The organism is Ruegeria sp. CH6, from assembly GCF_056537005.1.
Genome location: NZ_JBQFQS010000006.1, coordinates 52,715 through 68,073, shown reverse-complemented (window position 1 = coordinate 68,073; position 15,359 = coordinate 52,715). Strand labels below are relative to the sequence as shown.

The window sequence follows — 15,359 nt, the reverse complement described above, 5'->3', positions numbered from 1 at the left end:
CTCTTTTTATTGGACGTAAATTTTTGCCTATTCGCTTTTTACGCTTGGTTTGCGTTTTTGGCAAAAGAAATTATTATGAAATCCCAATCTTACCCGCGGGTAAGAAACTAAGGGTTTTCTGACGCCCGACCGATTCGGAGAGGAGACCTCCCTGCTTTCACCCATCGCTTGGCTTAGTGCACAAGATTTAGGGGGACAGACCGGAGAGCTCTGCCCGATTTAGGGGGACAAACCTCTCAAATAGGGGGACGCGCAAGATGTCCCCCATCACCAATACTTCACCAATCTATTTATATTTTTAGATCGGAATGGGGCTCCGAATTGCATCAATTTCAGAGGGCTCTTGACAGAATCGTCACATTGGACGCTAATCAGGGCAACATTACGAAAAGCGTTGGGAAACGGCGCTAACGATGCGGACTAACCCGCACGAGGCAGATCGAGACGGTGAGGACCCGGATGCAGCTTTCAAAGCCGGTTGGCCGAAATGCGCCAGCCCTCAAGTATGATATTTTATCGGCTTTGGCTGTCCATGCCTTATCCGGAGACAAGCATCGTCAGCGCAGCATTCTGCGAATCGTGAGCCTGATCACCACGCGATACAACTGGCGTAACAATGAGTTGTCGATCGGGCGGGAAGAAATTGCCCGCCTTTGGTCTGTCGATGAGCGCACGGTCAAAAGAGAAATGGCCAAGCTACGTGGTTTGGGCTGGATAGCGGTTAAGCGCCCGGCTGTTCGCGGACGCGTTGCCGTTTACGAGCTGGACCTCAAACAGATCATGCTGGATACGTCTACGGTTTGGCCTGTCATTGGCTCAGACTTTGCGGAACGAATGGGACATGAGCCGGAAGTCGAACCCTCGAACATAGTTCCATTCGCAGTTAAGCCACCCCTGGCTCAGACAGACGGTGACGAAGTCTGGAGCGCCGTTCAGGCGGCCCTGCATGGGCGCGACCCTGAACTCTGGTCAAGCTGGTTTCAGCACCTTACCGAGATCGAGAGGGCAGGGGGCGTCGCAACCCTGATGGCGCCATCTCGTTTCATGGCAGACTACATCGCCCAGAAGTGGAGTGGTCGAATTTTGGCAGCTTACGGGCGCACAGATCCTTCGATCAGATCCATTCGGGTTGAAGCTGCCGAATAGCTAAGTCTGCATTACGTCGCTCGCCGGGCAAGCATTCATCGCTTACCCGGTAAACAAATTCGTCGATCAAGCTGATCTGTCGTCTGAATCGCGTTTGTTCAGCAGGCTAAGCGCGCCAAATGTCACCAGCGCACCCGAAAGCAGATAAAGCCCTGCAGCCCACAGGCCGAACACTGCAGTCAGTCCGATTCCCACCAGGGGCGCAAAGGCTGCTCCGAAAATCCAGGACAGGTTCGTCGCCATAGCGGAACCGGAATAGCGGTATTTCTTCGGAAAACGCTTTGGCACGATGGCGCTTGCCTGACCGTATGACAGGCCCAGCACGAGGAAGCCGAACAGGATGTAGGCGTATGGATAATGAGCCAACGTTCCTATCAACAGGCTGAGCAGGACGATCAGAACCGTGCTGATTTTGATCACCGTGCGCCGGTTGTACATGTCCGCCAGAATGCCCGATGCAATCACTGTCAGGATCGCCAGCGTACCGCCAATCAACTGCACGGTCAGAACCTCGGTGATCTCGAACCGCTCATAGATGGCTGCGAATGCAAGCGGGAACACGGTGACCATGTGGAACAGCGCATAGCTGGCCAGAGGCAGGAAGGCCGAAAGCAGGATGGTTCTGCCCTCGTTCTGAACCAGCTCTTTCAGAGGTGCAGATTCCGTGACTTCCGGCTCAACACCCAGATCGGCATTCAGCAGCCGGACGCGAGCATAGAGGGATACGACATTCACCGCCATTACTGCGAAGAATGCGAACCGCCAGCCCCATTTGATAAACTCTTCTTCTGTCAGAAAACCGTTGAGAACGAAGAATATCGAAGCGGCCACAACGAATCCGATAGGTCCGCCCAGTTGGGGTACCATGGCATAGAGGCCCTTGCGGTTTTTTGGCGCAGCGCTTTGTAGCTGCAGCGTCAATCCGTCCCAGGCGCCACCGAGTCCAAGACCCTGAAGAATGCGCAAAACAGCCAATAAAACAGGCGCGAGCCAGCCGATTTTCTCATATCCCGGCAGCAAACCGATGGCGACAGTGGACGTTCCCAGCAGCAAAAGCGCGAGTGACACCTTGCCGACCCGGCCTATTTTGTACTGCAAGGTTCGACCCAAAAGGCTTGCGACCGGGCGTGCGAGAAATGCGAGAGAGAAGATCGCAAATGACGCCAGCGTACCAGACAGCGGGTCGAGCATCGGAAAAAACAATTGGGGAAATACCAGGGCCGAAGCGATAGCATAGACAAAAAATCCAAAGAAATCAGTTACTCGCGCCATGACGACGGTGGTGATCACCTCGTCAATCGTAGCTGAGTAGCGCGGTGTGTTATCAACGCTGGTCATGATATACTCCTGTCTCGAATGTTCGGGATACCCATCGTTCCCGGAGCACCAAGCCAAAGGTAATTCTGTGGGTCATCATTTGTCGCATTGCACCACGACATAGAAAACAGCACAAGGGGCCTCGCAAGCAGAGGTACGTGAATGTCTCGCCAGCTTAGCAACTCTTCAGTCCAAAACCGATCCAAGAGACGCAAGAAAATGAAGCGCGCATTTCCCGCGGCAGCATTGTTGTCGCTAATCGCACTGGCAGGGTGCGACATGGTTGTCCTCGATCCTTCCGGTGATGTCGCCGTTCAGCAGGCGGACCTGATTTTGTACTCTACGGTCCTGATGCTGATCGTGATCGTTCCGGTCATGGCGTTGACCGTGTTCTTCGCATGGAAGTACCGCGAGTCGAATAAGGATGCGACGTATGAGCCGGACTGGGATCATTCGACCAGTCTTGAGATCATCATCTGGTCCGTGCCCTTGGCGATCATCATCTGCCTTGCCGGGCTGACCTATGTAGCAACCCACAGGCTGGATCCTTTTGAGCCGTTGAGGCGGATTTCGGCGGTTGAAGAGATCGACGAATCTGTCGAGCCGATGGTGATTCAGGTTTCGGCAATGGACTGGAAATGGCTGTTCATCTACCCGGAAGAGGGTATTGCCACTGTCAACGAAGTGGTTGCGATCGTGGACCGGCCGATCAAGTTTGAAATCACATCGACCACCGTTATGAATTCGTTCTTCGTACCGGCGCTTGCAGGACAGATCTATGCCATGTCCGGCATGCAGACCGAGTTGAATGCGGTGATCAACGAAGCCGGCATTTATGACGGTTTCTCGGCCAATTACAGCGGCGAAGGTTTTTCGCAGATGCGCTTTAAGTTCCATGGCAAGGATCAGGCAGATTTTGATGCCTGGGTTGAACAGGTGCGCGCGCAGGGAACCGAGTTGGACCGGGAATCGCTTGCCCAGCTGAACCAGCCCAGCATTTCCCACCCTGTGACCTACTACAACACGGTCGAAGACGGATTGTGGGACAAGATCGTCAACCTGTGCATCGAGGATGACACGCTTTGCCTCAATGACATGATGATGGTGGATGCCTTGGGCGGTGGTGGCCTTGAGGGGCTTTGGAACCGTGAAATGTTCCGTGGCATCTGCTCGGCCGATGACCCCGGTGCGCTGATGGCGATGATCCGTCCTGAAATGCGCATCCGCGAAGACGAAATTATCACTGCGATGACGCTGGTTCCTCCGGCGGCCGCGAACTGACCTGAAACGAATAAGAACTGGAAAGATAACGCTATGTCGCTATCTCACGAAGTCGCTGACGGTATCGCCCATGTTTCGGGTGTGGACCCATTCTGGGGCAAGCTGTCTTGGGGCGTGTTTCCCTTCTATGAGCCGATCGTGCTGGTCACGTTCATCGTTGTCATGCTCGGCGGTTTGGCCGTTGTCGGTGCGCTGACCTACTATCGCCTCTGGGGTTATCTCTGGAAGGAATGGTTCACCAGCATTGACCATAAGAAGATCGGGATCATGTACATGGTTCTGGGTCTGATCATGTTGCTGCGTGGCTTTGCGGATGCGCTGCTGATGCGGGGTCATCAGGCCATCGCCGCCAGTGGGGGCGAGGGCTATCTGAACGCGCACCACTACGACCAGATCTTCACCGCCCATGGCGTCATCATGATCTTTTTCGTGGCGATGCCCTTTGTAACCGGCTTCATGAACTACGTTATGCCGCTGCAGATCGGCGCGCGCGATGTGGCCTTTCCGTTCCTGAACAACCTCAGCCTTTGGCTGACCATCTCGGGCGCTGTGCTGATTATGCTGTCGCTGTTTGTGGGTGAGTTCTCGACTGCGGGCTGGCTGGCCTATGCTCCTTTCTCGGGGCTCGAATACAGTCCGAGCGTCGGTATGGACTATTACCTCTGGTCGCTGAACATTGCCGGGATCGGGACAACTCTGTCAGGCATCAACCTTGTGGTGACGATCATCAAGATGCGCGCGCCGGGTATGACACTGATGAAGATGCCGGTCTTTGTCTGGACGACGTTGTGTACCAACATCCTGATCGTTGTGACCTTCCCTGTTTTGGCCGCAACGTTGGCACTGCTGACGGCGGACCGCTATCTGGGTACCCATTTCTTTACCAATGATCTGGGCGGCAATCCGATGATGTATGTAAACCTCATCTGGATTTGGGGTCACCCCGAGGTCTACATTCTGATCCTGCCGATCTTTGGTATCTTCTCGGAAATCGTGCCGACTTTCACCGGAAAGCGGCTGTTTGGCTATACGTCGATGGTTTACGCGACCTGCGTGATCATGGTGCTCAGCTATATCGTCTGGCTGCACCACTTCTTCACCATGGGGGCAGGGGCCAACGTAAACGCCTTCTTTGGCATTACCACGATGATCATCTCGATCCCGACCGGGGCCAAGATCTTCAACTGGTTGTTCACCATGTATAAGGGACGCATCCGGTTCGAGACCCCGATGCTGTGGGTTATGGGCTTTATGCTGACCTTCGTGATCGGTGGTATGGCCGGCGTTCTGCTGGCGGTGCCCCCGGCGGATTATGTGCTGCATAATTCGCTGTTCCTGATCGCGCATTTCCACAATGTGATCATTGGTGGCGTGGTATTCGGCATCTTTGCGGGCATCATCTACTGGTGGCCCAAGGCGTTTGGCTTCAAGCTGGAACCATTCTGGGGCAAGGTCAGCTTTTGGTGCTGGCTGATCGGGTTCTATCTGGCCTTCATGCCGCTTTACGTGCTGGGCCTGATGGGTGTGACCCGCCGTATCAGTCAGTTCGAAACAACCTTCTATTCGGTCTATTTCGTGATCGCTCTGGTGGGAGCGTTGTTCGTCGCTGCGGGTATCGCGGCGTTCCTGATGCAGATTTATGTCTCGATCCGCAATCGTGATGCGCTGCGCGATGTCACGGGCGATCCGTGGAATGGACGTACGCTGGAATGGTCGACCTCTTCACCGCCGCCTTACTATAACTTCGCTTTCACGCCGCGTGTTTATGAGCTGGACGCCTTCACCCAGATGAAGCGAGAAGGGTTCGTGCGACCCACCGATGGGTTCGTTCCGATCCACATGCCGCGCTATACGGCTACGGGCATCGTCATGGCCGGGTTCCTGACCGTCATGGGCTTTGCTCTGATCTGGCATATCTGGTGGCTGGCGGCTGTCAGTTTCGCTGCAACGCTGGTCTATGGCATCGGCCACACGTTCAACTACGACCGCGACTATTATGTCCCGGCGGATGAAGTGAAGGGTATCGAAGACCAGCGGACACAACTGCTGGCGGGGGCTGCGGAATAATGACGGATACAAGTACGGATCAGCCGAAAGAGTTCTTCGTCATCGAAGATCCCCACCACGGAGACGATCACGAAGAGCATCACGAAAACGGAACCATGCTGGGGTTCTGGATCTACCTGATGAGCGACTGCCTGATCTTTGGCATCCTCTTCGCAACCTACGCCGTTCTGGGCCGCAACTATGCGGCCGGTCCGGCCCCTGTCGACCTGTTCGATATCGAGATGATTTTGGTCGCCACCTTTGCGCTGCTGTTCTCATCGATCACGTACGGGTTCGCTGTTCTGAGGATGGAGATGGATGACCTGCGCGGCACTGTTCTCTGGCTGATTGTCACAGGGCTGTTTGGCGCAGGGTTCCTGTATTTGGAAATCGAAGAGTTCAAGCACCTCTGGCACATCGGCGCGACCCCGATGGCAAGCGCATTCCTGTCGTCGTTCTTCATTCTGGTGGGCACGCACGGTCTGCACGTTCTGGGTGGCAGTATCTGGCTGCTCGTGCTTCTGGCTCAGCTGGGCCAGCATGGGCTGACCCATGAAAACAAGCGACGGATCATGTGCCTGTCCCTTTTCTGGCACTTCCTCGATCTGATCTGGATCGGTGTCTTTTCCTTGGTCTACCTGACGGGGGTCCTGCTATGAGCGATCACGCAAAAGGGGCCGGCGGCACCTTCAAATCCTATGTCATCGGCTTCCTGCTTTCCGCCGTTCTGACTCTGATCCCGTTCTGGATCGTACTGGGTGATGTGATGGACAATACGGCCTGGGCTGTTGCGATCATCTTCACTCTGGGCGCGGCACAGATGCTGGTGCACATCCATTACTTTCTGCACGTTACCCTGAAGGCCGAGGAGGGGTGGCAGGCAATGTCGCTTGGCTTGACGGTATTGCTGCTGGTCATCGTCCTTGCGGGGTCGATCTGGGTCATGTTCAATCTGGATGCCAACATGATGCCCGCACATGAACAGATCGAGCGGGTTCGCAACCTGCCATGAGCGATCAAAATACCGCCCGACGGCCCGGATGGGTGACCGTGCTGCTGTTGGGGCTGTCGGCGGTGTTAATCGTTGTTTTTGTTTTGCTGGGCAACTGGCAGATGCGGCGGCTGGCCTGGAAAGTAGAGCTAATCGAAGCTGTTGAAAGCCGGGCCTTTGGTGAACCGGCCGCGCTGCCTGATGTATTCGATCCTGACCAGCATGCCTATTTGCGTGTCTCTGTTGATGGTCAATTCCCGACGACTGGCGCGATATTGGTCAAGGCGGTTACCGAATTGGGGCCCGGATTCTGGGTCATGTCACCGATGACAACAGGCGAGGGGGTGCTGTGGGTCAATCGTGGTTTTGTTTCGTCAGATCAGAAGCAACCCGAGAACTGGGTTGAAACGGATTCCCGCATAACCGGATTGTTGCGCCCGACCGAGCCCGAGGGCACGTTGTTGGAGCGCAATGAACCGGGAAATGACCGTTGGGTTTCGCGCGATACGCTGGCGATGTCCAAGGCTCTGGGACTTGGCGATACGCTGCCCTATTTCATCGACGCAGAACATGCAGGTGCGCCTGCGGCATGGCCTCGCGGTGGACTTACCATAGTCAAGTTCAGGAACACGCATCTGTCCTACGCGCTGACCTGGTACGCGATGGCGATCCTTTTTGCTGCTGCTTTGATCTACGTTATACGCTCGGGCCGGTCCGAGAAGTAGAGCAACCCTAGAGCCTCAGCCCGTCAGTGCCGAAGGTCAGCGTGTTGCCTGCTTCAAAATTGATGCCAACTTCGCTGCCCGGGGACACATCGTGCTGGCCAAACGCGCGCACGGTGAAGGGTTTATCCGTACCGATATTCACCAGAACGTTGGTGTCTGCGCCCAGGTTTTCGACATGCACAACAGTTCCTGACAGTGGCCCGGTCGCGCCGAGTTGAGCGTATTCCGGGCGTATCCCAACAACGGTGTTGGTACTGCCGCCAATCATGTTGCCCGGTACGAAATTCATGGCCGGAGAGCCGATGAACTCGGCCACAAAACGATTGGCGGGGTTGTTGTACAGCTCCATAGGGCTGCCGATCTGTTCGACCCTGCCATCCCGGAGAACCACGATCTTGTCCGCAAGTGTCATCGCCTCGGTCTGATCGTGGGTCACGTAGATCATGCTGGCGCTGATCTGTCGGTGCAGATTGGCAATTTCGACCCGTGTGTTCAGGCGGAGCGCCGCATCCAGATTTGAGAGGGGTTCGTCGAAAAGGAACAGTTTCGGATTCCGCACGATCGCGCGACCGATTGCAACTCGCTGGCGCTGACCACCGGACAGTTCCGCTGGGCGGCGTTCCAGATACGGCTCCAGAGACAGCATCCTGCTGGCCTCGGTGATGCGACGGTCAATCTCACTCTTCGGATGTCTGGCCTGTTTGAGACCCAGCGCCATGTTGCCCCGGACCGTTAGGTGCGGATAGAGCGCATATGACTGGAACACCATGGCAATGCCGCGCTTGGCAGGCGGCGTGTCATTGACCCGTTCCCCGTCGATTTCGACAGTGCCCGATGTCGCATCCTCCAATCCCGCGATTACGCGCAGGAGTGTAGATTTACCGCAGCCCGAAGGACCGACGAATACAACGAATTCGTTTTCCTCGACGGTCAGGTCGATGTTTTTCAGGACCTCCACCTGGCCGAAAGACTTGCACACATTGCTCAGAGTCAGGGCGGTCACGTTACGTCTCCTTCAGGTCGACCGGCTGGCCGGTTCTTATGCTTTGATCGGCTGCAAGGCAGATGCGCAGGGATTGCACCGCGTCGCTCATGTGGCGGGTCAAGTCGATATCATCGGCAATGGCTTTCAGCATGTAAGCTTGTTCCGCATCGCAGAGTTCCTGATGGCCGGGTTCGCCTTCCATTTCGATCAGGGTATCTCCGCCGGGTTTGTGCACCAGAATGCCACCCACTTTGGTATGGCCGTCCACGTCGTCTGAATCGCCCTTGTTGCCTTCGGTGATCGATACAGCACCGTTGGGTGACACGATGTCTTTCACGAAAAACGCGGTTTCCGACATCATTGGCCCCCAGCCGGCCTCGTACCAACCAACGGAGCCATCCTCAAAGACCACTTGGAACTGGCCATAATTGTACATGTCGGGTGCGATCTCATCCGAAAGCCGCAGACCCATTCCGTTGACACGAACAGGCATGGCGTCGGTGATTTGGCACATCACATCGACATAGTGGACACCGCAATCAACGATGGGCGAGGTGGTCTGCATCAGAGCCTTGTGCGTCTCCCAGGTCGGGCCGGTCGATTGTTGGTTCAGGTTGAGGCGGAAAACATAGGGGCCACCCAGATCACGGGCTTCGGAGATCAGCCGCATCCAGGACGGATGGTGACGCAGAATGTAGCCGACGACCAGTTTGCGATTGGTCTCAACCGCCTTGTCCACGACGCGACGGGCATCTTCAACTGTAGTTGCCAGCGGCTTTTCCACGAATACATGCGCCCCGGCCTCCATGGCTGCGCAGGCGAAATCGGCATGGCTGTCAGAGTAGGTGGCTATCACGGCCAGGTCCGGCTTGGTTTCGGCCAGCGCCGTCTGGAAGTCTGTATAGACCGGGTATGACTGCAGGTCAGCGTGATCGACCGTACCGGATCGGTTCACCAGCCCAACGATCTCAGCGTCAGCGTGATGGTGATGCGCCAGCGCATGGCTCAGCCCCATGTTACCCAGACCTGCGATGAGAACCCGGATCATTTGACTGCCCCCGAAGTAATGCCGCGGATCAGTTGTCGCGAGAAGATGACATACAGAACCATCACCGGCAGGATTGCCATGCTGAGCGCCGACAGAACCGCGTTCCAGTCGGTGACGAACTGTCCGATGAAAACCTGGCTGCCCAGCGTCAGCGTTTTGGTCTCCTCAGCAGGCGCCAGGATCAGAGGGAACCACAGGTCGTTCCAGATCGGAATCATGTTGAACACGGCCACGGTCGCCATCGCCGGGCGCACCAGTGGCAGAACCAGCCGGAAAAAGATCGTGTACTCGCTGAGCCCGTCAATGCGGCCGGCGTTTTTGAGATCATCGCTGACCTGGCGCATGAATTCGGACAGGATGAAGACGGCCAGCGGCAGACCTTGTGCGGTATAGACGAGGATCAGCGCCATCAGCGTGTTTACCAACCCCGTCGCCACCATCATGTCGAGGATCGCAACTGTACCGATGCGGATCGGGATCATGATGCCCAAAGCGAGGTAGAGCCCCATCAGAGTGTTGCCTTTGAACCGGTATTCGCTGAGCGCAAAGGCAGCCATCGCTCCGAATAGAAGGATAAAGAACAACGATGCTACGGTCACAATCATCGAGTTCTGGAAATACAGGAAGAAATCACCCTGTTTCATCACCGTCTGGTAGCCGATCATCGAGAATGTTTCTGCATCCGGCAGGGCCAGTGGTTCACGAAAGATCGCTTTTCGGGATTTGAAGCTGTTGATCACGATCACAAAGACCGGGAATAGCGCGATCAGCGTGTACAGGATCAGCGCGCCATGCATGGCGGCGATGTTGAAGGGGTTTCTGCGGGCTTTGTTCATGATCCCATCCCCCTCAGAACTGATACCGGCGGATACGGGTCTGTATCAGGAACAGGTAGATGCAGACCCCGGTCAGGATGATCGCGAACATGCCCGTTGCAATTGCCGATCCCATATGCGGATCACCCAGTTGCAGCTGGAAGCCGAAGAAGGTGCGGTACATGAAAGTGCCCAGAATATCGGTTGAGAAATCCGGCCCTGCAAGCGCGCCCTGTGCGGCATAGATCAGGTCGAATGCGTTGAAGTTTCCGACAAAGGTCAGGATCGAGATGATGCCGATCGATGGCAGGATCAGCGGCAGTTTGATTTTCCAGAAAGCAGACATTCCGGTGATGCCCTCGACCTCGGCGGCCTCAAGAATTTCTTCGGGGATCGACAGTAGCGCGGCATAGATCAGCATCATCGGTATCCCGATGAATTGCCAGACCGAGACCAGCGCGAGTGTTGTCAGAGCGTACTCCTCTTTTCCCAGCCAGGGGGCGTAGAGGGACTTGAGGCCAACCGCAGCCAGCATATCCGGCGCGATGCCCCAGATCGGGGACAGGATCAGCTTCCATGCAAATCCGACGATCACAAAGGACAGGATTGTCGGGATGAAGATGGCCGAACGGTAGAATGCGGCAAAGCGCAATCGTGGATGGCTGAGCATCGCGGCCAATGCAATCCCGATGGGATTTTGCACCAGCATATGGATGAAGAAGAACCAGAAGTTGTTGCCCAACGCGTTCCAGAAGGATTCAGACCATAGTGGATCGCCAAACAGGGTTCGGAAATTGTCGAGGCCAACAAACACGCGGGTCTGGTCAACTTCGGTGTAAAGCGCCAACCGCAGCGTATTGAACAGTGGAAAGACCATGACGGCGGTGTAAACCAGCACGGCGGGTGCCAGAAAAACCACGATGTGCCATTTGATCCGGCTATTGCCCATGTCATGCCTCGAAAGTTCAGGTTGGCTCCGGCCTGACAGCCGGAGCCATTGGTGTCGTGAGTGGTTTACTGATGCGGGGCGTACCAGGTGGCCAGTCCATCCTGCAGTCGCTTACCGGCGTCTTCTGGAGATTCCTCGCCCTTGATCACCTGAGCCGAGGCGTTCCAGGTTTCGTTCTCAAGGTTTGGTGTTCCGCGCGACAGGATCTGATAGGTCGAGCGGATGGTCGACCCACAATCTCCGCGCCAGCTTACGAACTCCTGCGCCAGCGGATCTTCCATGGGAACATCAAAGCTGGACAGCGAGAAGAAACCGGGCAGGGCGTTTGCATAGATCGTTGCGAACTCTTCCGAGCCGACCCAATCCAGGAAGGTCCGGGCTGCTTCGGCATTCGGAGATGCGGCATTCAGGCCAATCGCGATATCAGTGTGATCGGAGATGTAGCAATCATCACCTGCTGCAGGAACTGGTGGTTTGAACGCACCCATTTCGAAATCGGCCAGATTGTTAAAGCCGCTGATTTCCCAGCTGCCCGCCGGGTAGATGGCGGCGCGCCCAAGCGTGAACAGATTCTGGCTGTCGGGATAGGTTTGCGCCTCGTACCCATCACCCAGATAGTCGCCCCATTTTGCCAGTTGGCGATAAGGGGCAACCCACTGCTCGTCCGTCAGTTTCTGCGATCCATCGATCAGGCCCAGACGACCTTCTTCGCCTTTCCAGTAGTTCGGGCCGATATTGTTGTAGCCCATGGTGGCGGCTTCCCACTGGTCATTCGTGCCCATGGCCATTGGAATGTAGTTGCCGTCTTCCTTGATCTTTTCGAGGACAGCAAAGAATTCTTCTTCGGTTTCCGGCACGGACAGGCCAAGCTCTTCGAAGGCGTCCTTGTTGTAGATGAAGCCGTGAATCACCGAGGCCATCGGAACGCAGAACGAGGCCGAGCCGTCATCGGTCTGCCAGGCGGATTTTGCTACATCCGAGAAATTGGCCATTCCGCTCAGATCAGACAAATCCGCCAGATGTCCGGCCTCGTACAGACCCAGCGAAGTATCAAACGGGCGGCAGGTAATCAGGTCACCGGCGGAACCGGCATCCAGTTTGGCATTCAGCGCGGCGTTATATTCAGCCGGGGCGGAAGGTGTGAATTTGATCTTGATGTCAGGGTTTTGTGCCTCAAAGGCCGGAATGATCTTTTCCTGCCAAAGGGCAAGGTCGTCATTGCGCCAGCTTTCGATTGTCAGAACCGTTTCTGCCTGCGCGGCACCAGCCAGAGCTGAGGACGCAAGCAGAATTGCGCTTAGTGATGTTCTTTTCATGGTCTTCTCTCCCTAATGTTTTGTTCTGGTCTAAATTTGTGCAAGCGCCGGGCGCAGATGTCCGCCTGCGCTATCAAGCAATTGCTTTGCCTGCGTCAGATCGGTTGCCCCTGCGGCCAGCAGAACGGCTTGTTTCAGGTTGCCCGAGGCCTGATCCAGCGCCTCGCTAGCGGCACGATACGAGGCTCCGGTAATGTTCTGAACAATACCTTCAGCGCGCTGACGCAGTTTGCGATTGTCTGCGATGACATTGACCATCATGCCGTCATGGACATGCCCCAGTCGAATACCCATCAAGGTAGACATCATGTTCAACGCCACCTTCTGCGCCGTAGCAGCACCCATCCGGGTTGACCCTGCAATCATTTCTGGCGGTGTATCCAAAAAGATGGCGCAGTCGGCATGTTCGAACAGCAGGGCATCTTTATTGTTGGCAATGCAGATGATCCGGGCGCCCGCCGCACGGGCATGCTGAACGAAGCCCACGGGATAGGGGGTGGAGCCACTTGCTGAAATGGCGATGACCGAGTCCCCGGGTTTGATCTTGGCTGTTGCGGCCCTGGCTGTTTCTGCATCGTCTTCGGTATGACCGGGCATTTCAGCGCCGGTTGGCACTCCGCCAGCCATGCAGATGGCGATCGATTCAGGGGACAGCCCATATGTGCCCGGCAGCTCGGCGCCATCCGCCAGCCCCATCAGGCCCGAAGAACCCGCAGCGACATAATAGATGCGACCGTTGTTTCTGATTGTTTCCGCAAGGATCGCTGCACCCGAGGATAGATCTTCAATGCAGTTGTCCAGACCGTTTAGGGCAGCCTTCTGCGCGTCGAGCAGGCGTACGAGAATGTCCGGGTCTGGACGCAGGTCCAGCCCTTCAGCTTCGTCTCGCAGCATTTCGGTTTGCGGCAGCATTTGCGGCGACATGTGATTCCCCTTTGATGGAGTAATTAATACCTATATAATACCTTTTGTCTACCTCTTGCCTAAAAATAGCGTAATTACTAAGAAAAATCACCAAAACAGCAAGATAAATGTGGCAAAGGTCTTTTTTTCATACAATAGGTATTGTAAAGGTATCTATATGGATGAGTCCTTCCCATATCTCATTGCAATTGATGGCGGTGGCACGCGCTGCCGTTTTGCCATGACTTCGCCTGCGGGTCGGATTGAGGTAATGCTTGGTAGCGCCAATGTTTTCTCGGATCGTGAAGCAGCCGTGCAGACGTTGGTGGATGGTCTGGGTGCATTGATCGAGCGGGCTGGGCTTCCGTTTTCAGCACTGCCGGACATTCCGGTTTATGCGGGGCTGGCCGGCGTCACTGATGCGACAGTGGCGTCAGAGGTTGCAGACCGATTGCCATCGCGGATCGTTGAGGTTGAAGATGACCGCAGATCAGCGGTCGTGGGTGCGCTGGGGACAATGAATGGGTCATTGCTTGGCGTTGGGACCGGTTCATTTTTGGCGCGTCAATATAATGGGGAGATCAGATTCATCGGTGGCTATGGACCGTTGATCGGAGACGAGGCATCGGGAAACTGGTTGGGTCTGCAACTTGTTCGGCGCGTCTTGCTGGCCATGGACGCAATTGCGCCGCACAGCCCACTGACCCGAGGCATCAGCAAAAGGTTCAGCGATGATCCGGCGGAAATCGTCAAGTTCTCAGGGGTTGCGCGACCCGCTGAATTTGCCGAGTTCGCCCCCATCATCATTTCGGCCGCGAAGGAAGCGGATCAGGTCGCGGTGGAGATCATGCAAAGCGGTGCGGATTACCTGGTGGCTGGGTTACGCGCACTGGGATGCGCCAAAGACGAACCCATCTGCGCAGTAGGTGGCGTGGCGCCACATTATGCAGATTATCTGCCGTCAGATATGCGCGAGGCTTTAATAAATCCCAAAGGGACCGCAGTCGATGGAGCCCTGTTACTGGCGGGTCGGTTGGCCGAGCGAGCGAAAGTGGAGGCAGAGTGATGGCAGATACCATCGAGAACTTCCTCAAATCCGACGACTGGATGCAAGACGCCACCGGTCCACGATATGTGCGCCTGCGTAAGCGGATCGAAGAGAGTATCGAAACGGGTCTGCTGGGCGAGAGTGCGCCTTTGCCTGCAGAACGGGAAATCGCCAATCTGACCGGCCTGTCGCGCGTTACGGTTCGTCGCGCGATGCAGGATCTGGTGGACAGGGGCATTATCATTCAGCGTCAGGGATCGGGGAGCTTTGTTGCTGACGGCACGCCGAAGGTTGAGCAATCCCTTTCCCGGCTGACGTCGTTTACCGAAGACATGACCCGGCGCGGGCTGGACTCCTCCAGCGAATGGCTGGAGCGTGGTGTGCATACACCTTCTCCTGAAGAGGTGATGGCGCTTGCCTTGTCTTCGGGCGAAGCGGTTGCGCGGATCTCCCGCCTGCGCCGCGCCAACGACCGACCGATGGCGATCGAGCGCGCCTCACTACCGATCGATATTTTGCCAAAACCTCAACTGGTTGAATCCTCGCTTTATGAAGTTCTGGAACGCGATGGAAATCGTCCGGTTCGCGCATTGCAGAGGATTTCAGCCATCAATCTCGAAGACGACGACGCCGCCCTTTTGGGTGTTGAACCGGGAGCGGCTGGATTGCGCATTGTACGCACCTCATACCTGTCGAACCGCCGGGTCGTTGAGTTCACCCGATCCATATATCGCGGCGATGCCTATGACTTTGTGGCGGAACTGCGCTTGGCCAATAGCTAGGAAACAG

General features: G+C 55.9%; 15 protein-coding genes. 8 read left to right on the top strand and 7 right to left on the bottom strand.

Annotation, left to right across the window (positions count from 1 at the left end):
• The first annotated feature begins 459 nt into the window (after positions 1 to 459).
• Entirely contained in the window at positions 460 to 1,146 is a 687-nt protein-coding gene (locus ACR0CW_RS14080) for a DnaA N-terminal domain-containing protein (RefSeq protein WP_480788259.1), read from the top strand.
• A gap of 66 nt (positions 1,147 to 1,212) precedes the next feature.
• Here the strand turns inward: ACR0CW_RS14080 and ACR0CW_RS14075 are convergent, their stop codons facing one another.
• Positions 1,213 to 2,484, bottom strand: coding sequence for an MFS transporter (locus ACR0CW_RS14075; RefSeq protein WP_170334655.1), 1,272 nt, complete (start codon positions 2,482 to 2,484; stop codon positions 1,213 to 1,215).
• Between the two features lie 198 nt (positions 2,485 to 2,682).
• On the opposite strand from ACR0CW_RS14075, the gene cyoA reads away from it, so the two are divergent.
• The 5 genes from cyoA to ACR0CW_RS14050 are packed head-to-tail and all read left to right on the top strand — an operon-like array spanning position 2,683 to position 7,506.
• On the top strand, positions 2,683 to 3,744 hold the full coding sequence (cyoA, locus tag ACR0CW_RS14070; RefSeq protein WP_155149439.1) for a ubiquinol oxidase subunit II: 1,062 nt from the start codon (positions 2,683 to 2,685) through the stop codon (positions 3,742 to 3,744).
• A 33-nt stretch (positions 3,745 to 3,777) separates the two neighbouring features.
• Entirely contained in the window at positions 3,778 to 5,811 is a 2,034-nt protein-coding gene (gene cyoB / locus ACR0CW_RS14065) for a cytochrome o ubiquinol oxidase subunit I (RefSeq protein ID WP_480788258.1), read from the top strand.
• On the top strand, positions 5,811 to 6,449 hold the full coding sequence (gene cyoC / locus ACR0CW_RS14060; protein ID WP_480788257.1) for a cytochrome o ubiquinol oxidase subunit III: 639 nt from the start codon (positions 5,811 to 5,813) through the stop codon (positions 6,447 to 6,449). The genes cyoB and cyoC overlap by 1 nt, the downstream gene beginning before the upstream one ends.
• Positions 6,446 to 6,802 carry a cytochrome o ubiquinol oxidase subunit IV gene (gene cyoD, locus ACR0CW_RS14055; protein ID WP_480788256.1) on the top strand — a complete coding sequence of 119 codons (357 nt, stop codon included), beginning with the start codon at positions 6,446 to 6,448 and terminating at the stop codon, positions 6,800 to 6,802. The genes cyoC and cyoD overlap by 4 nt, the downstream gene beginning before the upstream one ends.
• A complete protein-coding gene (locus ACR0CW_RS14050; RefSeq protein WP_480788255.1) occupies positions 6,799 to 7,506 on the top strand; it encodes an SURF1 family protein in 708 nt (235 codons plus the stop codon). Before cyoD ends, ACR0CW_RS14050 begins: the two co-directional genes overlap by 4 nt.
• A gap of 7 nt (positions 7,507 to 7,513) precedes the next feature.
• Here ACR0CW_RS14050 and ACR0CW_RS14045 read toward each other — a convergent pair whose 3' ends face one another.
• The 6 genes from ACR0CW_RS14045 to ACR0CW_RS14020 all read right to left on the bottom strand — a co-directional run bounded on the left by ACR0CW_RS14045 (position 7,514) and on the right by ACR0CW_RS14020 (position 13,543).
• Positions 7,514 to 8,509: an ABC transporter ATP-binding protein gene (locus tag ACR0CW_RS14045; RefSeq protein WP_480788254.1), complete on the bottom strand. Its 996-nt coding sequence runs from the start codon at positions 8,507 to 8,509 to the stop codon at positions 7,514 to 7,516.
• A gap of 1 nt (position 8,510) precedes the next feature.
• Positions 8,511 to 9,539, bottom strand: a complete 1,029-nt coding sequence (locus tag ACR0CW_RS14040; RefSeq protein WP_480788253.1) for a Gfo/Idh/MocA family protein — start codon at positions 9,537 to 9,539, stop codon at positions 8,511 to 8,513.
• Positions 9,536 to 10,375 (bottom strand): carbohydrate ABC transporter permease, encoded by an 840-nt coding sequence (locus tag ACR0CW_RS14035; protein WP_155149451.1) that lies wholly within the window; start codon positions 10,373 to 10,375, stop codon positions 9,536 to 9,538. Before ACR0CW_RS14035 ends, ACR0CW_RS14040 begins: the two co-directional genes overlap by 4 nt.
• A gap of 13 nt (positions 10,376 to 10,388) precedes the next feature.
• Positions 10,389 to 11,303 carry a carbohydrate ABC transporter permease gene (locus ACR0CW_RS14030; protein WP_480788252.1) on the bottom strand — a complete coding sequence of 305 codons (915 nt, stop codon included), beginning with the start codon at positions 11,301 to 11,303 and terminating at the stop codon, positions 10,389 to 10,391.
• Positions 11,304 to 11,368: 65 nt separating this feature from the next.
• Positions 11,369 to 12,619, bottom strand: coding sequence for an ABC transporter substrate-binding protein (locus tag ACR0CW_RS14025; RefSeq protein WP_155149455.1), 1,251 nt, complete (start codon positions 12,617 to 12,619; stop codon positions 11,369 to 11,371).
• Positions 12,620 to 12,649: 30 nt separating this feature from the next.
• The gene (locus ACR0CW_RS14020; protein WP_480788251.1) at positions 12,650 to 13,543 is read right to left on the bottom strand and encodes an N-acetylmuramic acid 6-phosphate etherase; all 894 of its coding nucleotides are present in this window, start codon (positions 13,541 to 13,543) and stop codon (positions 12,650 to 12,652) included.
• Between the two features lie 157 nt (positions 13,544 to 13,700).
• Here ACR0CW_RS14020 and ACR0CW_RS14015 point away from each other — a divergent pair, with 157 nt between their 5' ends.
• Positions 13,701 to 14,588 carry a glucosamine kinase nucleotide-binding domain-containing protein gene (locus ACR0CW_RS14015; RefSeq protein ID WP_480788250.1) on the top strand — a complete coding sequence of 296 codons (888 nt, stop codon included), beginning with the start codon at positions 13,701 to 13,703 and terminating at the stop codon, positions 14,586 to 14,588.
• A complete protein-coding gene (locus ACR0CW_RS14010; protein WP_170334671.1) occupies positions 14,588 to 15,352 on the top strand; it encodes a GntR family transcriptional regulator in 765 nt (254 codons plus the stop codon). The genes ACR0CW_RS14015 and ACR0CW_RS14010 overlap by 1 nt, the downstream gene beginning before the upstream one ends.
• Positions 15,353 to 15,359 lie beyond the last annotated feature (7 nt).